Genomic DNA, 24,657 nt, shown 5'->3' with positions numbered 1-24,657 from the left:
GACCAAACAAAATGTTTCATTTCCTTTTCATTTCTTTTTCATTTCTAACAGGTATCTTCCCATGTTCAAAGATTGATAAAGTAATTATTATATTCGCACGTGTAAAAGGTGCAAATCCTTCCTACTTTTAACATGTAATAAGTCAATTGTCACGTGTATTAATTACTGTTAAGAATCCCATTCTTTGGTATTTCCATTTGAAAGTGAGTACCCTCTGAACTACTTTGTACCACATATATATTTCCCAGATGTTCAATAATCGTCTTTTTAACAAATGGTAACCCAAGCCCCATTCCAGCTTCACTGAAGGAGATAAATGGATCAAAAATAACTTCCCAGTTACCTTGAGGGATTCCCTTACCTGTATCGTGTAAATGAATGACAATACTTTCTTCAATAACCTCCGTACAAATCACGATTTTTTTATCTTCTCTTTCTTCTGGCATTGATTCTACGCTATTTTTTATTAAATTAATAAATACTTGTTCAAGATTTGCCTTGTTGACATATGCCTCAAGTGGTTGATAATTATTAGTGAATTCGACTTTCACATCATGCTCATTCAGCATCTCTGATAAAAAGGCAATAGAACGATTAATAATCAATTCTAAATTCTCTTTTTTTAATGAAACCGCAGAGAATTCGAGATAATTTTTATAATTATTAACCAGTCCTTCCAAATGGTCAGACGACTCTTGAATCATCTCCAGAGCACTCCTACCTTTCTCAGATATATTTTCATTTTTACCAAGTAGACTGGAGAATCCCTTAATTATTTGATTGGTATTTTTAACCTCATGGATCAAACTCCCTGCTAGATTTCCTGTATAATCTAACTTTTTTTGCCGCTCCATCAATTGATAATAACTCGACTTCATATGTGTATTCATTTTTATAAACTCATGTACAATCAAAACCGAAAATATAATAACACCAATGCTACTAGATATAACACCCATTTCAGGGAAAAAGTTCAGAAAACCCGATACGATTACGATAATAGAATACATGCAAAAAGCCCTTAGAAAATTCCTCATATTAGAATTAATCATTTTGTTTGTTGCCAAAAACACTAGTATCATAAGCAGGACAAAGCCGCACATGTGTAAGAAGTATGCCCAATGCATCGAACCATATAAAGGGAAGTAATAGTCGATAGGTAAAAAGGTTGTTCTACTCATATTTAAACCTTCGATACCTAACGATGACCAGTTTATGAAGTAAATAATACTACTCCAAACAATTAGAAAATAAAGAACCTTTTTATCGAAAATTCTAATTAAAATCTTCCACCCCCAATTATTTTCCTTTAATAGGGTAGGTTCATTTTTTATTATAATATGCGCTATGTAAAAGACGATAGGAACAGAGAAAGTCGGCCCAATCCGAAACAACTTAAATAGAACAAGAACAACCTCTTCTGATAAGACATCTGCAAAATACAGTATTCCTACATCTAACTGCCAAATCGCTACTAACAGCATATAGATACATAAAGCCGTTGACAATTTAGATTCTTTATATATACTTTTTAAACTTAGGGCTAAAACCAAAGGCATAAGCCCGATCGTACAGATTAACAATCCTATAATCATACTATTTACCCCTCTTATCCTTTAAGAGTAATATATATCTAAATAATTATAACAGTAATTTAATAGAATAATTTACTTTTAATAAAAGAAAGTGAAAAGTGAAAAGTGTCTGCAATATCAACTATATTTTATTTTTTTCATTAAACTATTTAAATCAAACATTTAAGTCTGTATCTAGAAAAGCTAAAATGTTGTTAATCGAGGCAGCAGAAAGGAAACAAGACACTAAATAAACTTTTCTGCTTATGCAGTTAAAATTGTTACCAAATAACTACAATTTTCAAAAAATATAATTGGTTACAAATGAAATCAATCTAAAATATCTTTTTTTACTTTTTTTGTCATAAACTTCACATATATTACAAAATACGGTAGCAATTACCTATATCCAAAAATAGGTACTATCTATTATATTCTACTTATGGACTATTTTTGAAAGAGGATAATACATGGAACAAAAATTGCGAAAAGAATTAATTTATAATGAACATCTTATAAGTAAAATCGAGTTTCTTAGAATTAGAATGATTGATTCTGGACTCAGATATGGATTAGCACACCCTACAACAGTGCGTCTTAGTCAACAACTAGACAAATTGATGCTTATTAAACAAAAAGAAATAAAATGATGAAACTTTGATTTACCTTGATTCTATAGTTTGTAGCTGAATTAATAGAGCTACTAACTAGTTTTCTAATTAAGAATCAAGTATGTTAGTCTGTTTTCATCTTATTATTGGGGACAACGCTATGGAGAAATGGTAGATTCTCATTAATTAAACACTTACTGTTAAAGAAAGAACCACTTTTATAAGTTATTCTGACGTCAAGTTATGTTAAGAATTCCATTTTTGGGCATTTCTATTTGAAAATGTGTTCCCTCTGAACTACTTTCTACCACATATATATTTCCTAGGTGTTCGATAAGTGTCTTCTTAACAAATGGAAGTCCTAGACCCATTCCTCTTTCATTATAAGATATAAATGGATCAAAAATACTTTCCCAGTTCCCGCTAGGAATCCCTTTCCCTGTATCTTTTAAATGAATGACAATACTTTCCTCAATAATCTCTGTGGTAATCTGAATTTTCTTATCTCTTCTATCTTCCGGCATTGCTTCTATACTATTTTTTATTAAATTAATAAATACTTGTTCGAAATTCGTCTTGTTGACATACGCATCCAATGGTTGATAATTATTAATAAATTGAATTTTCACACTATGTTCATTGAGAATTTGTGATAAAAAGTCAATAGATTGGTTAATTATCATTTCTATGTTCTCTTTTTTTATTGAAACAGAAGAATATTTCAGATATTCCGTGTAATTATTAGCCAGACCCTCCAGATGTTCCGAAGATTTTTGAATCATTTCGAGAGCACTTTTACCTTTCTCAGACATCATTTCATTTTTATCAAGTAGATTTGAGAACCCTTTTATTATTTGGTTGGTATTTTTCACCTCGTGGATTAAACTCCCTGCTAGATTACCAGTATAATCCAACTTTTTCTGTCTCTCCATCAATTGATAATAATTAGACTTCATATATGTATTCATTTTTATAAATTCATGTACAATCAAAGTTGAAAAGATGATAACGCCAATGCTACTAGATATGACACCCATTTCAGGGAAAAAGTTAAGAAAACCCGATACAATCAAAAAAATAGAATAAATGCAAAATGCTCTCAAAAAATTCCTCATATTAGAATTGATCATTTTTCTTGTTGTCAAAAATACGATAAGCATTAAAAGGACAAAGCCCAACATATGTAAGAAATATATCCATGACAATGAACCATATATCGGGAAATAATGGTCTATATGTAAAAAGGTTGTCCTACTAGTACTTAAGTTTTCGATGCCTAATGGTGTCCAATTTAGAAAGTAAACAATCCCACTCCAAACTATCAAAAAACAAAAGATTTTTTTATCAAAGATTTTAATTAAGACTTTCCAAACCCAGTTATTTTCTTTTAATAGCCGTGGTTCATTCTTTATTATGATGCATGCGATGTAAAATACGATCGGGACTGAGAATGTTGGTCCAACCCGAAACAACTTAAATAGAACAAGCGCAGCATCTTTTGATAATAAATCTGCGAAGTACAGTATTCCTACATCTGCTTGCCAAATTGCTATCAAAAACATATAAATACATAACCCTGTAGATAATTTTGATTCTTTATATATATTTTTCATACTCAGAGCTAAAACCAGAGGCATTAACCCTATCGTACAAATTAATAATCCAATAATCATAGAATTCCCCCTTTATTATTGTTTACTTTATATAATCATACTTTTTTATATAAGCACAAGCATTATTCCCACCATATCCATGATTGGTGATTGCAACTTCTTTCACTTCTTGATAAGTTGTTTCCCTTATAATATTCATATTTTCATACCCTTGTTTGTTTGTTCGAATCGTTGGAGGTATAAATCCATATTGGATACTTAAAAGGGAAGAAATGACTTGTAAAATACCAATGGAACCAAAAGGATTTCCGTACATACTTTTAATAGAGGTGTAAGGGATTCTGTGTTCAAATAACTGTTTAGAACATTTTTCCTCTATTTTGTCATTAACTTGAATTCCAAGTGCCTGACTATTAATGTAATCAGGATTTCGATTTGTTGTTATTTCTTTTAAAGCTTTCAACATTTGCTCACCTTCAATATCCAAAGAAAAAATATAATTTCCATCATTATTTGAAATTACGTCCACCACCTCACCTTTGATGTGTGCTTTCCTTTTAATTGCATCTTCTTCTCTTTCCAAAACAATTACACCTGCAGCTTCTGACATAGCAAATCCAAGACTTCTTTCACAAAAAGGAACTGCCCCTAAATTAAGTTCTTGATTAAGTGGAAGAACCTTCGTTTTTGTAAATGCATATGTTGTCGCTATGCTTATTGGGCTATCCGTTCCACCTACGATTGCTACATCAATTTTACCGCTTTTCAAATAAAGCAAAGCATCCTCTATCGCTTCCATACTGGCTGTACAGCCTGTTGTGATTGTTTTTACAACACCTTTCACATCAATAAAATGAGCAATAGAAGCAGTAATACTGTGCATGTTAGCATAATGAGTAAAGGTGATTGGTATTTTTTTATAATTACCATCATTCGCTTCTTTTATTGTATTTTGATATAGTTCTTCACCAGATGCGCCTAAGGAAATTCCAAAGAAGACACCAATTCTCTTATCTTCTATATCTATATTTGCAGAATTCATAGCCTCTTTTGCAGCCACTATTCCTAGTTTAGTCACTCTGGGTAAGCGATTTATTTTTCTATCTAATTCATACTGTTCGAGTCCTTCTTTTACAAAACCGACTATATTCGTTTCATTATTAGGACCAGCACATTCCACAATCTCAAGCGAACAAACTCCCTTTTCTAAATTAGATACATATTGTTCAATATTGGTTGTGTTTGGAGCAATAACTCCGTAACCTGTACATACTATTTTCATTTGTTGTTTCTCCTCAAATAGTAATTTATACCTAAATTTAGTAGAACTAATTTCTCATTTTTATTTACAATAGATAATATTATTATACAAAAAAATAAACAAAAAGACTCATTTATTCTAAATTTAATATAAAAGAGAGTAAGTATTTGATGTTATAGTTACACCTAGTTGTAATGATTTAGATGGTGGAATTATTTCAGGAAAAACTACTTCGAAGTAAATATTGATGTATTTAAAAGAGATATATGAAGTATTCTTTCTATTGAAAATCTCCAGTTTTGATAACCAGAGTTCTTATTAATTTGAGGTAATAAATAAGTAGTGGAATTACAATTATTATAATGAACAAATTTAGAGTGATTTTATAGGATACAACGCAGCAAAATACCATAAAAAGTCTGTAAATCCTATAGCTTTAAATTGAGTTGCATTTTTATGGGGGGAGTCTAACTTTGTGAAAACTAAGTTCCATGAAAAAGACAATAAATTTGGGAGGTTTATTTTCAAGAAATCTATAAATTATTTACTTGATTAAATACCTTTTCTCACAAAAAACATTCTCATAGAGCTTTTTCCTATTAACTATCTTATGAAATAGAAAAAGATATCTTCGTCGAATTTTTTACTAACATATCAATGTGTAATAGAATCGCATGGTTTACACTATTTTTATGTCTTAAAAACATCCCAAACCTCTTGCTTAATTTATCATATATCATTATCACTTCTGTAGAGTAGGAAGCGGTGTAATCTTACATTCCAACAAGGGCATGATAAACTATTTTCCTCGACGAGAATGAATTTCATTTTGTTTTCCGAATTCGATAGCCCATCCTATTCAAGAAACTCTTCTATGGTATTAAAACATAAGCAAAAGGAGGGTATCACTAAAATGACACCCTCCTCATTAACTAAGGCTGAACAATTCCTACCCCAGCATATTGCGTAACTACTGATTTTACATCATTAACAGGTGTTAGCGTATAATTATACGGAACTGTATAATTTGTGGTAGAGGTCGTTGGCTGACTGCCAGAACTGTTTGTATATATGTTATTAGCAACATTCCAGTAACCTGGGGAACTACTATACCAGGCACCTAAAGGATCCTTTGAATTTTCAAATACATTATTCTCGACAAGCAGTTCAGCACCCATTCTAGCATTAATCCCTGTATCAATAATCCCTTCAAAATAATTATTATACAAATGACCTTCGCCATAACGGAAGCTAGGAACACGTGAATTTAAATCTTGAAAATGGTTATGATGGAACGTGATGTTTCGATCATTGCTATCACTATCAGATGATCCCATTAACATCGCCTTCCATCCATCATGGACATAGTTCCAGGAGAATGTGATATGGTAAGCATCACGTTTCACATCAAATAATCCATCATAATAGTCTTTGTCCACATTTAAGCTTGCATAAAGTTCGTTATGATCCACCCAAATGTTGTTTGATGGTCCCTCGATACTAATGGCATCCTTGTCACCAGTGTACACTTCATGAATGGTGAGATTTCGGATTATAATGTTATCCGCTCGCCACACTTTAATACCTATTCCGTCAAGCTCCCCGTTTGTACCAACACCTAATACAGAAACATCTGATACATCTTTAATATTGATTTTGCTGTCAGATGTATTGCCAGGCGTAATTGTACCATCAACATAAATAGTTAAAGGAGTATTATTATCTTTGTCCTTTAATGCCTGAACTAGCTCTTCACCAGTTTGAACAGTTACAGTATCCCCACCAGATCCGCCAGTCGTTCCTCCGTTTTGAGTGGAAAAACCTGTCATATCGAAATTAGGGGTGCTTGCAGAGACAGTTTGAAGCGACAAACAAAATAATAGTGTAACAAATAGACTGAGAGACAGCGACCTAAACAAATTCTTTTTCACTTTTTCCCCACGTCCCTTTCAAAAGATTTTTGATAATATTTAGGACTGACGAAGATGGAATAAAACATCACCCCTCCCTTCTCGTTTCTCACTTAAACCTTAACACGAAAACGCTTTCTTTTTAGTAATCATTTTCCCATATATTGGTTATTTTTTATATTTTTTACCATATTAAAGGCTTAAAAAGGATAAAAAGTCTATAAAAATAGTTGGGATAGTTAGCCTTTGTAGTTTTACACCTGAGATATTGATTATTTTCTATATACAAATCCAGATTTTATAGATTAATAATTTGAGAAAGTTTCCTCCTTTTCTTTAGCTCTTCACTATTAAGTTCAGCAAGGAAATAAGTTTTTATCAAATATACAACTATACGACTTCGATATTTAGATAGATAATAAACCAATAATAGCTCCTGTAACAACTTTTTTATATGTATAGTAGGAATATTACTAAGTTCTATTTTACGACCAAATCTACTTTCTCCTAATTATAAAATATTATTAAAACACTAGCTTCTAAATCATCAATCTTATCAGAAGTATAAGCCTTCTTTAAAAAAAACTGAGAGGAAGATTTCAACAAATTAATGATAGTTGAATCTTCCTCCTCAGACTTTTTTGTTAAGACAAGCCTTAATTGCGAAGATTATATTATAAAACCTTCAGACAAACCAAATAAACGAGAGTACTTCACCATTTTTTTCCTATTTTCTCATTAATGTACGATTAAATCATAAAAGATTAGTCATTCTCTGGTTAGAACAACCTTAATACCTCGGCCATCCATTCGAATCCCAATATAAGTCATTAATTAATAACCTTGGAGCTCCATCATTATTTGCATCATAGGCATGTCGTACAATAATATTGTTATTATAGACATCTTGATGCCCTGGTCCAATCCACCTGTTATTTCCAGCATCCAAGATGGTGCCTCCACCATTTAACATATTAATACCGTTTTTATCATAGTAAGGACCCGTAATATTCTCAGATCTTCCGTAAGCAATTTTATAATCACTATCTACACCTTGACAACAGTGATCAAAAGAAACAAATAAGTAATAGTAACCATCTTTATAGGTGATATTAGGAGCTTCGATAGCATGATCAGAAACGTTAGGTCTTGCGGCAATGGAATGTATTTGTCCCGTTGGTTTCATTGTGTTTGAATCTAATTTTGTTAACTTGATTCCACTCCAATAAGAACCAAAGGAAAGCCACGGTTCTCCATTTTCATCAATAACCAAATCTCCATCGATTGCATTGTAGTTGTCTGAGGTGGTTGAACGTATAACTAAGCCATCATCTCTCCAGTTACCAGAGTTGATACTTTCTGTTGAAGTTAAACCTATTAGTGAGTTGTTAGAACCAAATGAGGAAACAGAGTAGTAAACCCAATACCTTCCATTATAATATTGAACATCGGGTGCCCATTGATTACTTTCATGGTTTGGAACATACCTACTCCACCAGGAAAGAGGTTCCGGAAAAATTACAGGTGTTGCATTCCAGTTTGAACCATCATCCGATCGTAACACGCGAATACCATTTTGATTAACCTCTCCTGTTCCAAAAGCCCACCAAGTATTTCCTTCTTGAGTAATAGAAGGGTCATGTAACATAGTATCGCCTGTTACCTCCCAAAAATCAGCTGATGCAATCGGTACAAGCATTAGGAGCATCAATGTGGATAATAATAACGTCTTCCATACAATTGTTTTTTTCATTAAATTCTCCTCCTTTATATTTTCGTTTCGGAAACTTACTAAACCTCCTTTCCTATAGTTAACAACATATTGTAAGCGTTGTCAAAACATTGTGCGTACAAGTTGTTTTGTAAAGAGACAATATTGTTTTGACTAGAAAATGGTTTTACACACCATAAAACAGTAAAACTCAGTCAACAACAAGACAAGATCGTCATTCTTTTTGAATAACTGAAAATCATTGGATAAAATACACTGCACTTACTATATATAAAAAACCTTTACAAACTAGGTAGTATTTCTTTACTACTGTAAATACGGTACGGGGGCCTTTGAAATTTTTTTCCTTGGACTTGTTTAGTCATGGATTGATTTTCCCTTCTTAGAAATCCAAACATTTTTATGATATATAACTAAGGATTATTGTTATGTAATCCTTACTTCCATTTAGTCTCTATATGAATCTTCTAAATAAACACTGCTAACCCTTAGTTTAATAAGCAGCATCTAACTTTAAAAGGTGCACTATTTAAGTGGAATTCTGAAGAGTTTTGATTAACCAAATCTTTCACTGAACCTGAGCCCATTAGTTTACCTTTATTAATAATTAAAATTTCTTCACATATATTTTCTATTTACTAAATGAGAAAATAAAAAGAAGAGTTTTATTCTTTACGCAAAGAGCAATTGATGCCTAGCTGCAGTATAGTATAATTTTAACAATATTTACATAAGGTTAAGAAATTACATTTACTACCAGACATTTTTGTAATACTATTTTTTATTATGGCCCTGGAGAGAAAGTAATCTCAACAGGAAATAAGGATGCAAAAACAGCAAAGAAGTTATTAACTGATAAACGTTTTGACAAAAAGGATAATAGAAAGTAGGTATTATTAAATTGGAAAATAAATGGTTTGTCGTGAATCTTTTATATAAATCTATTAATTCAGGTCAACAGAATATTCCTATAGAGCTTAAAGAAGTAGATCATAGTGAGGAAGAAGTATTTGAAGAACGACACTACTTAATTAGAACATCGAATCGAAAAAACGCTGAATTAATAGGTGAGGATATAGCAATCAAAAATGAAAATAAATATAATAATATTTATGGTGAACAGGTTTTTTGGAAATATGAAAAATTTCTCGAATGTTATGAGGTTATTGATGAGTTAGACAGTGGTGCAGAAATTTACTCACGCCATATCATATCTGCAAAAGGAACTACTACTAACGAGATAATTAATAGGTTTTTTCCTGAAGATTAAATGAAAGGGCTGGGCTGACACATAACTAGCCAGAAATAACAAAAAAGATTTTGGTCTATAAACAAGGATTACTTGATTCATGTTATACTCTTTACACATAAGGATACCTCCGATAGTTATGGTGTGGTTACTTTAATTTTATCAGATGGTATCCTTTTTTTACTTATTTAAAATACAAACTATAAAAATAAAAAAGTGGCACCCACCAATTATAAATTGGAAGGGTACCACTTTTTTATTGCCTTATACTGAGTCTTGTCCCAGCCTATCGTTATTCTTCAGTGTCCTCATTTTTATCAAGTAAATCTATATCGACACCATTTTTTTCCCTTTCTTCTTTAAGCTCATAGTACTTTGCAATGATTCTTTTTCCTATATTATGATGAACAGCGTATTGGCTCTTCGATGGTTTATTTTTAGGTACGACTATCGCAAAAGCTACTTCTGGATTATCGTATGGAGCATACCCAACAAGTGATAAATTTTCTGTTTCGGTTTCATATCCATCATCATATTGGAGGTTTTGAGCTGTACCGGTTTTCCCAGCTACTTTGTATTTTTCATAACCTTCCCATGGACCTCTTGCCGTCCCTTGTGAACCATGAAACACATTGATAAAACCTTGTTGGACTCTTTCCAGATACGTATCATCCATCGAAACCTTATTTAAGACATCCGCATTTTTGCTCTCCACAACTGGTCCCAACTCTCCTTTTTCTGGTTCTGGTTGTCGTATTTCATTGACCAGATGTGGGCGTATTCTGTACCCATCATTAGCAATAGTGGACACATATTGAGCTAATTGCAAGGTTGTGTACGTATCATATTGACCAATGGCAAGGTCTAATAATTTACCTGCAATCGTATCTTGTCCTACCACGCCAGTAGCCTCATAAGGTAAATCAACTCCAGTCTCTCCGCCTAAACCAAACTGATTGAAATAATTTCGCATAGTTTGGAAAGAATTCCAGTCAAAGCCACGTAGAGGTTGATTATATTGGTAATCTGCACCACTCATTCGTAAAGCAATATTAAACATATATACGTTTGATGACCGTTCGATAGCTTTTAAGTCAGTAGGTGATCCTAAATAATCTGAATAGGATGATTTTTCAGGTGTCCCTGCAATTTTAATAGCTGTATCTTGTATTGATTCTCCAATATGAACTACTCCTGAATCATATCCCGACAATAGAGTAGCACCTTTTACGGCTGAACCTGGTTGGTGTGCATCATAGATGACCCGGTAGGAATGATCCTTGTACTCTCCATCCTCTCGATCATAACGTACACCGGACATTGCTAAAATTTCGCCCGTCTGTGGATTCATCATCGCAACAAGGGCATCTTCTAAATATCCATTATTATTCCTACTCATTGCCGTTTGCAATTCTTCTTCTACAATCTGATCCACTGCAATTTGGAGTTCCATATCCATTGCTAATACTAGGTCATTTCCGCTTTGACCTTCCATCACTACCTCAGAACCAACAATTTCTTCCGAATTATTGATAGTGAATTGAACTTTCTCTTTTTTTCCTCTCAACACACTTTCATATTCTTGTTCTAGTCCACTGGTACCTACACGATCATTACGACTATATCCATGTGTTAAATAATACTCTCTATTTTCAAATGGAATCCCTTCATCAGCGGTTGTAATTCCCCCAATGAAACTAGCGAACGTATTATCGAATAGTGGTTTCCGTTTCCAGTCAGTCGTAGCATCAATCCCTTGTAATTCAGGTAAATGTTCTGCTACTTGTGCATATTCTTTTTCTGTTATCCCCTCATTCACCACTATATGTGGGGTAAGTTCAGACGCTTGATCCAGTTCTAGTTTAATGGAAATAATGTTTAATACTTCATCGGTCCATTCAATCGCTTGTAAATCCTCTTGCGTGATTCTTTCGAGCATTAATTTATATTGTTCACCATTTTCCAATTCCTCTAGCTCTTTTTTAGTTAGTCTACCTTGTGCTTCTTTCGTGTTTAATAGATACCAATATTCTTTCTTGTCTCTCTCGCGGACATTATCAGTTAACTCTTTTTTGTCTTTTAACACTGTGATGTATTGACTAAGTTTTTCGGCTAAATCTAAACGGTCCATGGCAGACTCACCGTTTTTTGATGGAGTATAGGTAATTGCTTTGACAGGATCATTATCTAATATTAATCTTCCGAATCTATCAAACATTTTCCCTCTAGGCACTGGTTTAGTAGATGACGTATTATCTGTCTTATTAATCTTTTGTTGTGCTTCTTCTCCATTTAGTATTTGAACGACTCCAAGTTGAAAGATTAACAAGGAAAATAGGGCGAATACAAAAATAAATAATATATTTAAACGAAAGGGTATCTGTATTTTTTTCTTCTTCTTCAATTGATTCACCCCTTTTTTTACAATTTCTAACATCACTATACACCTTTTAAGAGGAAATTTATAACATTATTGTACTAAATTACAAAGAATATTTAAAAATAAATGTTAAATCTCCTTCTGTTACTTGTAAGTACTTCTAATCTACATTGTTATAACCTATTTAATCACTTTAATCTAATAAACTAGGACGGATTATTTGTCTGCATTTGAGACCATTCATTTCATCCACACTGTTAAAAAATAAATTTCTAACCCAAAGGCCTCTCAGTATTATTGAGAGGCCTTTTCCTTCACCATCCCAATTACTATACCATCATTTCTATTATTATTATTTACCTTGTAGTTGATTTAGTATCATTTTAAATCATCGTCTTCTGACATATCATTTAATCTATTGGATTCCACCAGTTACGAAGAGAATCAAATCCAAATTCAATCTTTTTGGCAAGAGTTATGGCGTTTAAATGTTCCTCTTATTCAAGATCCCTTCCACAATTACAAACTCACATCTTTCCTTACCATGCTCTGCGATTTGACGAATAAAATCAATGGAAAGGTTCCCTTCTCTATCGTGAACCTTCAACATTTCTCGGCGTACTGTATCCCGGGAAACTAAAAGTCTTATTAGATTAATATTTATCGGATTATTAATAATTACTGATTGGAAATCAAAATGAATTAAATTTGCTCCTACGTAAAAAAAGAACAAGCTATGTTTAGCTCGTTCTTTTTTTATGGTTATTATAAAATTGATAATCCAACCATAGAAATAATAGGGATAGCTGACAGTAACGCTATTCCAATAAAACATAGTGAATTTATTGAATTCCTTGCTTGATTTGACTGTTTCTCGTATCCTATTATATCTCTTCTCGCAGCCCACACATTGATTAACGCAATGGATTCAACAAGTAAAATGATAACTAGCGGAATAATTATACTTATTTCTTCTGTCACGCTTTCCATTTGAATAAATGCAAAAACAATTAATATGATTGGCACTGATTCCGCAAAAGCAACATGAATAAAAAATTTCGTAAGCTCCTGTTTAATAGAATCTGTGCTCACTGACTGACCTTGTTCTAACTTATTGCCAACTTTCTTCATCAAGTTTTTAAATGCCATTAATATGCCGAATACGCCTATAACTGTAGCTATAGCAAATAGCCATGCTGGGTTCATCATAACTTCCTCCTTTAATTCTGTTTAATCCATATAGGTCAATTATATTTACTCAAACCTGAATTAAAACAAAGTCTTATACTATAATATACATACCTATTAAATATCGAAAATGTTTCATTTTTTTCACTCTTTTTTCTTCAATTTATTTTTCATACTACGTCCAATTTCAAATATATAACCAGTTTACTGTAATTTTTATATAAAATGTTTCGTCTTATAAATAGAAAAGGTTATTCAGGAGGAGCTCCATGAAAACAGAAGCAGAGGTGATTACCAAATGGTTTGATACTTATATAGAAGATATATAATCCTTTTTAATTTATTATAGTGGCAGTGCAAATGTAGATGACCTGGTGCAGGAGCTATTTGTAGGATGGATAGCGTTATAGAATTTATGAGAGCTCTAGGGTCTGGTTTCGCTTAATAAATCAAAGAATACTTTTTAAAGTCCTTTACATTAATTTTAAAAAAGAGCAAATTGAGGTGAAAGAATGATAAGAAAACTAACTGTAATAACCACACTACTAGCTGTATTCTTTTTAGCAGCATGTCAAAATGAACCAGAAATAACTAATGAAACCGAGGTTCAAGAAGACGAAAACAAGCAATCATCCGCTCAACAGGATATGAATGAAGTTGAGTCTTCTCCATTTTCCTATGGTGCAGGAGTGAAAGGGGGACAATATGGCATTACTTTACAAACAGCTTACTCTAACTTTAATGAAATAGAAGAGAGTAATTATCCCTATATGGTAACCGCTGTTGTTGACGTAAAAAATGTAACCCAAGATAAAGAGTTAAATCCAGGAACGATTGCGTTTACATTATCAAGTAAAAACCAAGATGCGTCTTACCAAGGTGTATTACCAGAAAATGTGAACCCTTCAGACCTAACATTAGAGCCAGATGAAAACATCTCGCTCCAAGTTGTTTTTGAAGTAGAATCTATAGAAGAAGATTTTATTGTCACAGCTAGTATATTTAATGAACAAGAAATGGAAGCTCAATGGAAATTAGAAGGTTTAAATACTTTTCAATAGAACAAGCTCTCGATAATCTATCGGGGCTTTTTCTTTATATGGACCACCCTGACTATGGGGTGAGGAAACTCACTGTATTGCAGAAGAAATTTCGTACAAAAACCTGCAATCAAGCTGCTGACAGGTAGTAAAGAGCTGCATTTTATAGCCAAACTTTTTAATCAATATTAATTAGCCAATTGAAAATGTAGTTACAATACTTTCACTCTAGTTCTATTCTTCTCTCTCTTACCGGTGTCTTGCTGAAGAGAGAGTATCTTTGTATCGACTTCTTAGATCGAACGACATTGTCTAATTAAAGGGCGTCTTATAATAGTGAAACATTACACTAAAGATATTCGTCTATATAAGTTTAAAACACTATCTCTTGAGAAAGGTAGGTGCGATTTATGGAAATTCAATACGATTTACAACCAAAAGACATTTGGGCTACTACCAAAAACTCTCGCATCTTTTCTGAAAAATTGAGAGTTAGACTTTCCTATGTTCAATTTCTATTTTGGCCATTAGGAATCTATCTTGTCCAAGTAATTTTCTTATTAACTGATTCAGTTCCTGTATCTTTCGCACTCACATATCCAGTTTTTTACACTTTTATTGGGGCGTTTGTCATTGGTCCTCTTCTGCTAGAACTTCTTTTCTATGTCCAATACAAACGTTTTATTTCCAAACCTAAAAACCTTCATAACAAAAAGATTGTATTTCAGAAAGGGGGATGTGAGTTTACCACTCAAGAAAAAACTTTTTTATGAAATGGACTGATGTACATCAGGTTATAGAGGATGAGTCCTATTATTTTATATACATAAGTGATAGTAAGTGTTTCACTATACCAAAGGCTTGTATGGATGTAGATACGAATGAAGTGGTGAAACGAATACTTGGAGAGCATGTCATACCGTATATACAGCATCATTCTCAACCAATTTCGAATACGCTAGTAAAAATAGGTGTGATTTTTATAATTTCCATTTTGGGGTTATTGTTATTTGCTAGGTGGCTAGACAACTCTATTTATATATTGGAGCAAGATGCATATGACCTATTTGTTGGCATCGAAAACAATGCGAAATTAGATGAATTAAGTAATCTGACGTTAAAAGAATCTGTTATACTAAATGAAATACAACAGGTGGAACGAAAGGCATATTCCATCTCTGGTAAAAATCAAAAGCAAGCTGAATTAGGAAGAATAGAGGGTCTCCTTTACCATGCAAATGAACTCTTAATCGACAGAGATAAAATAAAACGAATTTTTTCTAGAGAAGAAGGTGAATACTGGAAAATAAATAACATCTCCGTCGAATACGTCTCGGATTATTTTATGACTATTTCTTATGGAAACCTTGGAGCAAATTCTCCAGAAACCGAAAGAAAAGTAGACTATCTAAAAATTGAGGCTCATATGGTTTCAAATGAAAATGCAGATATTCTTTTTAAAGAAGAAGAGCTTATCAAAGATACTCCCACAGATTTAACTGAAGATAAAGAAATAGGAATATATGGGACATTCTATCAGCTACATGAAGGTGAATCGCCGACAAACCCAAATGGAGAGACAATAGGAATAAATGACATTGCAGACATATATATTTTAGTACAGTGGAAAAATAAAATGACTGATGAATTACAAGAAGAAAAGATAGTATTTGTCCCGTAGCGAGGGAATACTTGTAAACCACCAGCATTTACGATATTTTACAGATCTTCTGTTCTTCTGAATTAGAGAAACACGACCTTCTATTCTGGTCGGCTTTAAGAATTATTATTTGGTAGCCTGTTGAAACCACTCCGTAGAAGGGTGAAAAGAGGATTCCTTGAGGTTTAAGAAGATGCTTCCTTTTTCACGATTGATTCCTTGAAAAGTGTTGTAACCACCATAATACTAACTTTTGCAAAAAAATTAATTCCAAATTCCTCCCTTTTTAATATAAAAAACTGTTATATGGTATGGTATTATACATACTAACATAATAAATAAAAGCGTTTTCTTATGTACTTCAGTAGATTAAAAGGAGGTAGTTTAAAATGAAAGAAAAAAAACGGAAATCATTAGGATGGGGAAGTCTATCATTACTCTTATTTCTCATAGGTTTATCACTTTATAATGTCGTATTGAAAGAAAGGGGCCAATTGGAGATATTATCCTAGATTATTTTAATATTAATTTATCAAGTGTTGTGTTCACTATTTTATTTTTGATTTGGGCTGTAATTCTTGGAAAGAAATATAAAACCCATCTGTTTGCAAAGATTAGTGTTATTCTTTCTCAAATTTTCTTAGTTCTCTATGCTATTACATTCATTGCAATGGGCATTGAAAGTTTAATTAACATATTATTCTAAACAACAGATTTTCTCTCCGATATCTTAGTAGTTTAAGAGGTACCACAGAGTCATTTTTTACTAATAGAAAAAATGAAACCCTTTACAACAAACAACATGCTATCATATAAATAAGATCCCCCGTGATTTAAACACGTAATTTCTTAACGTAGCTTGATCGAAGCAAGAGGCTACTCGCTTAAAAAATATATTTAAAAGAGAATCCCCCTTTAACTTTTTCCGAGCGTGCTTTTGGGTGGTTTTCTTTTTAGATTTTTCATTTTGTTTCCTCTCACTCATATTCTCTATTCCTTCCTACGTTTTCTGAAAAATGCGACCAACTCAAATGGGCCATCTCATCAGAATTAATTACCTTACAATTCTCTCATTTTTCAACCGTAATTTTCGTCCATCTCTATCACTTAGCTCTTTTTATTACAATCTTATCTTCTAATATAGGTATAATCGGGTGCCTTTCAATCATTTTTTTAGTTAGAGCCTATTGGAGATAGTTTACTCTTCTTGACTGTTAAATCGGGGCCTGACGTTCAGCGATAATAATAACCTATTACTCTCACCTACCCATCTCACCCTCAAACCCGCATCACATCAACATTCTCACTTGCCCCTCTTTTCTCCATAAAAATAATAACTTACGATTTCTTATACTTTTCCTCTCACTTTTCTCATTTTTTTTCACGCGTTTCTATTAATACAAAAAAATAATAACTTACGACTGACCTTGCCTCATGCCTTGTTCGAATAGGATTCGGCTGAGGTTTGCGAGAATGTTATCATGCTATTCACAAGTTTTTATTCTCACTTTTGGTCGATTTCGTAAGTTATTATTAGTATTAATTCGTTGTTAATTTTGGGTTACAACCTTAAATGTATCTCAGCAACGGCTTCCACATGACCTGTTTGTGGGAACATGTCGACTGGTTGTACTTGTTTTGTTTCATAGCCACCATCTTCTAAAATTCGAAGATCTCGAGCTAAGGTTGACGGGTTACAGGATACGTAAACAATACGTTTTGGCTTCATTGTAATCATCGCCTCTAATAATGCCTCGTCACAACCTTTTCGTGGAGGATCAACAACAATCACATCTGGTTTTAATCCTTGAGCTGTCCACCAAGGCATTATTTTTTCAGCTTCACCTACATAGAACTCTGTATTTTCAATATTATTTAGCTTAGCGTTTTGCTTTGCATCTAAAATTGCTTCTGGAACAATCTCAACACCATATACCTTCTTAGCCTTTTGTGCTAAAAACAAGGAAATTGTTCCGATTCCGCAGTAAGCGTCGATTACCGTTTCTCCACCTGATAAGTTAGCATATTCAAGAGCCTTATCATATAATTTCTTTGTTTGTGGAGGGTTTACTTGGTAAAAAGATTTTGCTGAAATTGCAAATTTTATATCACCAATCGTATCGTAGATATACTCTTCTCCCCACAATACTTTTGTCTTTCTACCTAAAATGACATTCGTTTGTTGTTTATTTACGTTTTGTACAATTGATTTAATTTGCGGATATGTTTCATGTAATTCCTTCACAAACTCCTCTTGATGGGGAAGTTCTTCCGTTCTCGTTACAATTACAATCATTGTTTCTTCTGTTGCTTGTCCTGTACGTACCATAATATGACGCAAAACGCCCCTATAGCTTCTCTCATCATATGCTGTAATACCAAGGCGATCAGCCATGCGACGGACTGCTTCAACCATACGATCATTTATTTCTGCAGTAATGACACATCTATCCATTCCTTCAATAATTTCATGGCTTCTTTTTCGGTAGAAGCCAGTAATTAGCTCACCATGTCGATAACCCACAGGGATTTGAACTTTGTTTCGATAACGCCATGGATCTTCCATTCCTATGGTAGGATGAACAGGAATATCTTCAATATGCCCAATTTTCCGCAACGTGTTTTTTACTTGGTTTTGTTTCATTTCTAGCTGCATGTTATAGCTCATATGCTGGAGCTGACATCCCCCGCATTGCACATATACATCGCAAGGCGGTTCGACACGCTCAGGACTTACTTCGTCAATATGTAATAATTTACCGAATCCAAAGTTCTTTTTCACTTTGATTACTTTAACCTTTGCTTTTTCACCTGGAAGTGCAAACGGCACAAATAAAGGGTAGCCATTCACTTTGCCAACCCCATCACCTTCATGCGTAATGTCTTCAAATGTAAGTTCAATCGTTTCATTCTTCTCTACAGGTGGTTTTTGTTTCACCATAAACATCCGTCCTTCATATCACTTGTGTCAAAAGCTTATCATAATTGTTGATGAAAGGAAAACACCAAGAATGCGACTCACTTCTTGTTATTATTTAACTAATTTCCCGGGAAATATGTGTGAATTTAGCGATTTATACGATGATGATTCGATTATATTTTCATTATCTAGATGCACCTATCATTTTATCTAGAAATACTTATATATTCGACACCAAAAAAAATGACTTGCATTACATAACAATGCTACATTTCGTTGAATAAGAAAAGAAAGAAGATGAAGCATTGTTAGCTATCTTCTTTCTCGTTATATTTTTCAAATTCAATAGGAACAAAATATTCAATGTGTTGACGTAAATTAGTAAAATCACCTGGTAGCAACCCACCAAATTCACCATCGACATTTAATTGCATTTTTTCTTCTGTGTGGACGATAATTCGTTTTGCCCTTGTATAAAAAATACGTTCATCCTCTAAGTGTGCTCCTCTTAATGCAAGAGATGCAATCCGAACAAACTCTGCTAGGTTCGCTTTTCTGAGGATTAAAAGATCAAACAATCCGTCTTCCATAGATGCGGCTGGCGCTAGTTTTTCAAAACCACCTACGGAGTTTGTATTTGCAACAAGGAATAACATGATTTCATCTTCAAAAAACTCACCATCATATTCTATTTTTACTTTTGTTGGGCGAAGCGATGGAAGCATCTCAATACCTTTTAAATAGTATGCTAATTGACCGAGTACCGTTTTCAGCTTACTTGGCACTTCATAAGAAAGCTCGGTCAATTTTCCACCACCTGCAATGTTCATAAAATATTGATCATTCACTCTCCCGATATCTAGAGCTCTAATATTATCACTTAAGATTATATCTACTGCTTTATGAATATTTCTAGGTATTGAAATGGCACGAGCAAAATCATTTGTTGTACCTACTGGAATAATCCCTAGCTTCGGACGGTTGTCTCGTTCGGCTATACCATTAATCACTTCATTGATTGTTCCATCGCCTCCAGCTGCGACAACAACGTCAAACTCCCTTTCAACGGCGACTCTTGCAGCCTCTGTTGCATCACCAGTAGCTGTGGTAGCATGTACCGATGTCTCATAACCAGCTTTTTCGAAACGTTCTAGGACATTTGGCAATTCTTTTTTGAATAGTTCTCGTCCAGAAGTTGGATTGTAAATAATACGGGCACGTTTCATAGGTCTCCCCCTATCTTCTTCATAGGCTAAACAATTCTATTCTACATCATAGTCGTTTTGTTAGAATTTGAAAAGTCCAGATATTTATTTGAATGGGGACTGTTCAAGTGAACAGCCCCCCTAAGCAAATTACATTACCTTTTATTCATCTCTTCTAAAAGAATCTTGTTAACCATAGGTGGATTTGCTTGCCCTTTCGTTTCTTTCATTACTTGTCCAACAAGGAAGCCTAGCGCACGATCTTTACCATTTTTGAAGTCAATAATCGATTGCTCGTTTTTATCCAAAATTACAGATATAATCTCAGTTAATTGTCCTTCATCAGAAATTTGAACAAGTCCTTTTTCTTTAACAATTTTTTCAGGGTCTCCACCTTTTTCAACAAGTTCAGAAAATACTTTCTTAGCCATTTTTGATGAAATCGTTCCATCTTCAATAAGTTTAATCATTTTGGCTAAACCTTCTGGAGTTAATGCTAAGTCAGAAAATTCTAGTTGTTGTTTATTCATATAGGCAGAGACTTCACCCATCAACCAGTTAGATGCTTGTTTCACTTCAGCACCTTGACCAATCGTTGCTTCAAAGAAATCAGACATTTCTTTGTTGTTTGTTAATACCATTGCATCATATGCCGGCAATTCTAATTCATTTATATATCTTTGTTTACGAGCGTCTGGTAGTTCTGGAATTTCTGCTCTAATTCGTTCCTTCCAAGCTTCATCAATGTATAGTGGTACCAAATCCGGTTCAGGGAAATAACGATAATCATCCGATCCCTCTTTAACACGCATTAGTAGTGTTTCTTTTGTTTGCTCATCGTAACGTCTTGTCTCCTGAAGAATTTCTCCACCAGCTAACAACACCTGCTCTTGACGCTTTTCCTCAAACTCTAGCCCTTTTTGAACAAAGGAAAAAGAATTTAGGTTTTTAAGCTCAGCTTTTACACCAAATTGTTCTTGTCCAATTGGGCGAAGTGAAATATTGGCATCACATCTTAGTGAGCCTTCTTCCATTTTACAATCAGAAACACCAGTATATTGAATAATATTTTTAAGTTTTTCTAAATAAGCGTATGCTTCTTCTGGTGAACGCAAATCTGGTTCAGAAACAATCTCAACAAGCGGTGTACCTTGTCGATTATAATCTACTAATGAATAGCCATCGTTATTGTGAGTTAGTTTACCTGCATCCTCTTCCATATGAATGCGAGTAATTCCAATCTTTTTCTTTTTCCCGTTAACCTCTATTTCAATCCAACCATTTTCTCCAATCGGTTTATCAAATTGTGAAATTTGATAGGCTTTTGGATTATCAGGATAAAAATAGTTCTTACGATCAAACTTCGTATCTGTAGCAACTTCACAATTTAGTGCCATTGCAGCTTTCATCGCAAAGTTTACTGCTTCTTCATTTAGGACAGGTAATACACCAGGATAACCTAAGTCAATCGGATTGACGTTCGCATTTGTCTCCGCACCAAAGGCATTAAAACTTGGACTAAATATCTTAGAGTTTGTTTTCAATTCCACGTGTACTTCTAAACCAATGATTGTTTCAAAGTTCATTACCTGTCACCTCCTAAATTAGCTTTTTGTTTATGAAAGTCTGTTGCTTGCTCAAATGCATGAGCAGTACGATAGATTGTGCTTTCATCAAAATGTTTTCCGATGATTTGTAATCCAATTGGTAAGCCTTCACTAGAGAGACCACATGGAATCGACATTCCCGGCACTCCAGCTAGGTTTACTGGAATAGTTAAGATATCATTTGCATACATTGTTAATGGATCATCCACTTTTTCTCCAATTTTGAAAGCTGGAGTTGGTGTTGTTGGTCCGATTATAATATCGTAATCTTCAAACACTTTATCAAAGTCATTTTTAATTAATGTACGTACTTTTTGTGCTTTTTTATAATAAGCATCATAATAACCCGAGCTTAACGCAAACGTTCCAAGCATAATACGACGCTTTACTTCATCACCGAAGCCTTCACTACGAGATAGCTTATACATATCTAACATATTTTCTGCTTTTTCAGATCTGACACCGTAGCGGACACCATCAAATCTTGCTAAGTTTGCAGATGCCTCTGAAGAAGATAATAAATAATAGGCTGCCACTGCATAACGAGAGTGAGGCAATGAAACCTCTTCCCATGTAGCTCCCATATTTTCATAAACTTTAAGTGCGCTCAGTACAGCTTCTCTTACTTCTGGTGCTACACCCTCTTGTAAGTATTCTTTTGGTACAGCAATTTTTAATCCTTTAACATCCTGCTTCATTGCATCCGCATAGTTAGGTATATCGATATTGGCTGAAGTTGAGTCCATTTTGTCATGACCTACAATTGCTTGTAATAGGTGTGCATTATCCTCAACAGTTCGTGTCAATGGACCAATCTGATCTAAAGATGAGGCAAAAGCAACTAGTCCAAAACGAGATACTAGTCCATATGTAGGTTTTAAACCAACCACACCACAAAATGCTGCTGGTTGACGAATAGAACCACCTGTATCAGATCCTAGCGAGAAAAACACTTCGCCTGCTGCAACCGCTGCAGCTGAACCACCACTAGACCCACCCGGTACGTAGTCTGTATTCCATGGGTTTTTTGTCGGGACATAACTTGAGTTTTCAGTAGATGACCCCATTGCAAATTCATCCATATTTAGTTTACCAATTGTAACTGTATTTTGTGCTTCTAGTTTTTGAACAACTGTCGCATCATATAATGGATCATTAAAGTTATCTAAAAACTGACTTCCACATGTGGTTCTTAGACCTTTTGTTACAATATTATCTTTCACCCCAAGTGGAATACCAAATAAGGCAGACGCATCTCCACCCAGTTTCTCATCTAACTGCTTTGCTTTTGCACGAGCAGCTTCTTCATTTAGTGTCAAAAACGCATTTACTTGCCCGTCTACTGCTTGAATTCTGTTATAGGATTCAGAAACTAAATCACTAACAGTTATTTCTTTCTTATGTAATTTATCTTGTATTTCCTTCAATGTGTAATCAAAAAGTGACATCGTTCTACCTCCTTATTCTAGTATCGATGGAACACGGAACTGACCATCTTGTGAGTCTGGTGCATTCTTAAGTGCATCTTCTCTTTCAATCCATTTTTTAGGTTCGTCCTTACGCATTACATTCTTAAGGTCTAACACATGCGTAGTAGGTTCTACACTTTCCGTATCTAGATCATTTAATAGTTCTGCATACGTGATAATGTCACCTAATTGTTTCGTCATTTTTTCAACTTCATCGTCTGTAATTGCTAATCGTGCTAAATGTGCCACATGTTTCACTTGTTCTCTAGAAATTTCTGACATTACAATCCACCTCCGGATATTTATACGTTGCCTTTTTATTCGTTTCATTAAAAACAATGAAAAAAATTAACCTTATTCGAGTGCTAACAATACTTATGATAATAGCAAAAATTAAGTATAATTAGCAACTTTTACTAATCCATATAGGCTTAATTCTACCATGTTTAGTAGCATATCGAATAGTTCTTTTTTTAAAGTTTCTATTCCTATTCCATTATTACTTCAGTCTATCCTTTTTTCTATACATTCATAACGACTTCTGTTTATAAAAGATTGTCGTTGTTTTCCTTTTATATAAAGTCCGCAGTAAGTATTCTAAACTTTTGTTGAACTCTTTTCGGTGGCAAAGATGGTGGAGTCTTTATACTCCGTTCCGGCAGAATTCTCCCCTTTCCACGGGCACGGCTTCAGCTAACTCAGAAGGAGATCGCTTCTGAGTGGATCTTCAACTCGTGGGACTGCGGTTACTCGCCCCACCCTAAAACATTCGCTGTTCCCGTAGGACAAGGAAAACTACTTGAATCCACATCGCACGATGAAAATCGATTTATATTTTCGAGGAGTCTGCGCATTCTGCCTTCACTTTTAACAGTTCTCTTAATCTAGAGATAGATGTTATTTATATTTATTGGACTATTTTCACTCGAAAGAAAAATTCACCGAGCGAAGGAAAAATGCGACACTCCTTGAAAATACAGACCAATTTTCTGCGTGCGATGCATTGCTTCCATAGCTTTCCGTGGGCCTGCGGTTACTCGGCCCACCGAAAACATTTGTCCTCGGGGAAGAGCAGCTTCCGACACCCCACAGTGTAAGGAAAACTCCAGCGAAATGGCATCGCACGCAGAAAATGTGTTGTTCTTTTATACGAAAATGGAGGTTTTCAATAATTTTGGCGCAAAAAAGTACTCTCCCTAAAATGAATAAATTCATTTTAAAAAATTTGGCTATTAAAA

At 33.9% G+C, this 24,657-nt stretch carries 18 protein-coding genes; 6 read left to right on the top strand and 12 right to left on the bottom strand.

Annotated elements, in window-relative coordinates; genetic code table 11:
• Positions 1 to 158: 158 nt before the first annotated feature.
• Positions 159 to 1,595, bottom strand: a complete 1,437-nt coding sequence (locus QQS35_RS15150; RefSeq protein WP_285933058.1) for a sensor histidine kinase — start codon at positions 1,593 to 1,595, stop codon at positions 159 to 161.
• Positions 1,596 to 2,044: 449 nt separating this feature from the next.
• On the opposite strand from QQS35_RS15150, the gene QQS35_RS15145 reads away from it, so the two are divergent.
• Positions 2,045 to 2,224, top strand: coding sequence for an aspartyl-phosphate phosphatase Spo0E family protein (locus tag QQS35_RS15145; RefSeq protein ID WP_285933057.1), 180 nt, complete (start codon positions 2,045 to 2,047; stop codon positions 2,222 to 2,224).
• A gap of 197 nt (positions 2,225 to 2,421) precedes the next feature.
• Here QQS35_RS15145 and QQS35_RS15140 read toward each other — a convergent pair whose 3' ends face one another.
• The 4 genes from QQS35_RS15140 to QQS35_RS15125 all read right to left on the bottom strand — a co-directional run bounded on the left by QQS35_RS15140 (position 2,422) and on the right by QQS35_RS15125 (position 8,677).
• Positions 2,422 to 3,858 (bottom strand): ATP-binding protein, encoded by a 1,437-nt coding sequence (locus QQS35_RS15140; protein ID WP_285933056.1) that lies wholly within the window; start codon positions 3,856 to 3,858, stop codon positions 2,422 to 2,424.
• Positions 3,859 to 3,880: 22 nt separating this feature from the next.
• Positions 3,881 to 5,080, bottom strand: coding sequence for a beta-ketoacyl-[acyl-carrier-protein] synthase family protein (locus QQS35_RS15135; protein ID WP_285933055.1), 1,200 nt, complete (start codon positions 5,078 to 5,080; stop codon positions 3,881 to 3,883).
• Positions 5,081 to 5,991: 911 nt separating this feature from the next.
• The gene (locus QQS35_RS15130; protein ID WP_407933973.1) at positions 5,992 to 6,930 is read right to left on the bottom strand and encodes a pectate lyase family protein; all 939 of its coding nucleotides are present in this window, start codon (positions 6,928 to 6,930) and stop codon (positions 5,992 to 5,994) included.
• Between the two features lie 829 nt (positions 6,931 to 7,759).
• Positions 7,760 to 8,677, bottom strand: a complete 918-nt coding sequence (locus QQS35_RS15125) for a glycoside hydrolase family 43 protein (RefSeq protein ID WP_285933164.1) — start codon at positions 8,675 to 8,677, stop codon at positions 7,760 to 7,762.
• Positions 8,678 to 9,602: 925 nt separating this feature from the next.
• On the opposite strand from QQS35_RS15125, the gene QQS35_RS15120 reads away from it, so the two are divergent.
• Positions 9,603 to 9,971, top strand: a complete 369-nt coding sequence (locus tag QQS35_RS15120) for a DUF4288 domain-containing protein (RefSeq protein WP_285933054.1) — start codon at positions 9,603 to 9,605, stop codon at positions 9,969 to 9,971.
• Positions 9,972 to 10,242: 271 nt separating this feature from the next.
• Here the strand turns inward: QQS35_RS15120 and QQS35_RS15115 are convergent, their stop codons facing one another.
• Positions 10,243 to 12,387, bottom strand: coding sequence for a peptidoglycan D,D-transpeptidase FtsI family protein (locus QQS35_RS15115; protein WP_285933053.1), 2,145 nt, complete (start codon positions 12,385 to 12,387; stop codon positions 10,243 to 10,245).
• A gap of 708 nt (positions 12,388 to 13,095) precedes the next feature.
• On the bottom strand, positions 13,096 to 13,539 hold the full coding sequence (locus QQS35_RS15110; protein ID WP_285933052.1) for a hypothetical protein: 444 nt from the start codon (positions 13,537 to 13,539) through the stop codon (positions 13,096 to 13,098).
• Positions 13,540 to 14,030: 491 nt separating this feature from the next.
• On the opposite strand from QQS35_RS15110, the gene QQS35_RS15105 reads away from it, so the two are divergent.
• The 4 genes from QQS35_RS15105 to QQS35_RS15090 all read left to right on the top strand — a co-directional run bounded on the left by QQS35_RS15105 (position 14,031) and on the right by QQS35_RS15090 (position 16,730).
• A complete protein-coding gene (locus QQS35_RS15105) occupies positions 14,031 to 14,579 on the top strand; it encodes a hypothetical protein (RefSeq protein WP_285933051.1) in 549 nt (182 codons plus the stop codon).
• A gap of 389 nt (positions 14,580 to 14,968) precedes the next feature.
• The gene (locus tag QQS35_RS15100) at positions 14,969 to 15,331 is read left to right on the top strand and encodes a hypothetical protein (protein ID WP_285933050.1); all 363 of its coding nucleotides are present in this window, start codon (positions 14,969 to 14,971) and stop codon (positions 15,329 to 15,331) included.
• Positions 15,328 to 16,239: a YcxB family protein gene (locus tag QQS35_RS15095; RefSeq protein WP_285933049.1), complete on the top strand. Its 912-nt coding sequence runs from the start codon at positions 15,328 to 15,330 to the stop codon at positions 16,237 to 16,239. The genes QQS35_RS15100 and QQS35_RS15095 overlap by 4 nt, the downstream gene beginning before the upstream one ends.
• 368 nt (positions 16,240 to 16,607) lie before the next feature.
• Positions 16,608 to 16,730 carry a hypothetical protein gene (locus QQS35_RS15090; protein ID WP_285933048.1) on the top strand — a complete coding sequence of 41 codons (123 nt, stop codon included), beginning with the start codon at positions 16,608 to 16,610 and terminating at the stop codon, positions 16,728 to 16,730.
• Positions 16,731 to 17,779: 1,049 nt separating this feature from the next.
• Here QQS35_RS15090 and rlmD read toward each other — a convergent pair.
• From rlmD to gatC, 5 genes are all read right to left on the bottom strand, one after another.
• On the bottom strand, positions 17,780 to 19,159 hold the full coding sequence (gene rlmD / locus QQS35_RS15085; protein ID WP_285933046.1) for a 23S rRNA (uracil(1939)-C(5))-methyltransferase RlmD: 1,380 nt from the start codon (positions 19,157 to 19,159) through the stop codon (positions 17,780 to 17,782).
• 287 nt (positions 19,160 to 19,446) lie between these two features.
• Positions 19,447 to 20,364: a diacylglycerol kinase gene (locus tag QQS35_RS15080; protein WP_285933045.1), complete on the bottom strand. Its 918-nt coding sequence runs from the start codon at positions 20,362 to 20,364 to the stop codon at positions 19,447 to 19,449.
• A gap of 134 nt (positions 20,365 to 20,498) precedes the next feature.
• On the bottom strand, positions 20,499 to 21,929 hold the full coding sequence (gene gatB / locus QQS35_RS15075; RefSeq protein ID WP_285933044.1) for an Asp-tRNA(Asn)/Glu-tRNA(Gln) amidotransferase subunit GatB: 1,431 nt from the start codon (positions 21,927 to 21,929) through the stop codon (positions 20,499 to 20,501).
• Positions 21,929 to 23,398, bottom strand: a complete 1,470-nt coding sequence (gatA, locus tag QQS35_RS15070) for an Asp-tRNA(Asn)/Glu-tRNA(Gln) amidotransferase subunit GatA (RefSeq protein WP_285933043.1) — start codon at positions 23,396 to 23,398, stop codon at positions 21,929 to 21,931. Before gatA ends, gatB begins: the two co-directional genes overlap by 1 nt.
• A 12-nt stretch (positions 23,399 to 23,410) precedes the next feature.
• Entirely contained in the window at positions 23,411 to 23,701 is a 291-nt protein-coding gene (gene gatC / locus QQS35_RS15065; protein WP_285933042.1) for an Asp-tRNA(Asn)/Glu-tRNA(Gln) amidotransferase subunit GatC, read from the bottom strand.
• Positions 23,702 to 24,657 lie beyond the last annotated feature (956 nt).

Source organism: Aquibacillus rhizosphaerae (assembly GCF_030282825.1).
Classification (GTDB): Bacteria; Bacillota; Bacilli; order Bacillales; family Amphibacillaceae; genus Aquibacillus_C; species Aquibacillus_C rhizosphaerae.
Note: the sequence above shows the minus strand (reverse complement) of the source record. Positions and strands in the feature narration are given on the sequence as shown.

Excerpts from the sequence above, each read along its gene's own strand:
- QQS35_RS15140 (WP_285933056.1), bottom strand. The coding sequence starts at position 3,858 with ATGATTATTGGATTATTAATTTGTACGATAGGGTTAATGCCTCTGGTT.
- QQS35_RS15145 (WP_285933057.1), top strand. The coding sequence starts at position 2,045 with ATGGAACAAAAATTGCGAAAAGAATTAATTTATAATGAACATCTTATA.
- QQS35_RS15100 (WP_285933050.1), top strand. The coding sequence starts at position 14,969 with ATGGAAATTCAATACGATTTACAACCAAAAGACATTTGGGCTACTACC.
- QQS35_RS15115 (WP_285933053.1), bottom strand. The coding sequence starts at position 12,387 with ATGTTAGAAATTGTAAAAAAAGGGGTGAATCAATTGAAGAAGAAGAAA.
- QQS35_RS15150 (WP_285933058.1), bottom strand. The coding sequence starts at position 1,595 with ATGATTATAGGATTGTTAATCTGTACGATCGGGCTTATGCCTTTGGTT.
- QQS35_RS15135 (WP_285933055.1), bottom strand. The coding sequence starts at position 5,080 with ATGAAAATAGTATGTACAGGTTACGGAGTTATTGCTCCAAACACAACC.
- QQS35_RS15090 (WP_285933048.1), top strand. The coding sequence starts at position 16,608 with ATGAAAGAAAAAAAACGGAAATCATTAGGATGGGGAAGTCTATCATTA.
- gatA (WP_285933043.1), bottom strand. The coding sequence starts at position 23,398 with ATGTCACTTTTTGATTACACATTGAAGGAAATACAAGATAAATTACAT.
- QQS35_RS15105 (WP_285933051.1), top strand. The coding sequence starts at position 14,031 with ATGATAAGAAAACTAACTGTAATAACCACACTACTAGCTGTATTCTTT.
- QQS35_RS15125 (WP_285933164.1), bottom strand. The coding sequence starts at position 8,677 with ATGCTCCTAATGCTTGTACCGATTGCATCAGCTGATTTTTGGGAGGTA.
- gatC (WP_285933042.1), bottom strand. The coding sequence starts at position 23,701 with ATGTCAGAAATTTCTAGAGAACAAGTGAAACATGTGGCACATTTAGCA.
- QQS35_RS15095 (WP_285933049.1), top strand. The coding sequence starts at position 15,328 with ATGAAATGGACTGATGTACATCAGGTTATAGAGGATGAGTCCTATTAT.
- gatB (WP_285933044.1), bottom strand. The coding sequence starts at position 21,929 with ATGAACTTTGAAACAATCATTGGTTTAGAAGTACACGTGGAATTGAAA.
- QQS35_RS15080 (WP_285933045.1), bottom strand. The coding sequence starts at position 20,364 with ATGAAACGTGCCCGTATTATTTACAATCCAACTTCTGGACGAGAACTA.
- QQS35_RS15110 (WP_285933052.1), bottom strand. The coding sequence starts at position 13,539 with ATGATGAACCCAGCATGGCTATTTGCTATAGCTACAGTTATAGGCGTA.
- rlmD (WP_285933046.1), bottom strand. The coding sequence starts at position 19,159 with ATGGTGAAACAAAAACCACCTGTAGAGAAGAATGAAACGATTGAACTT.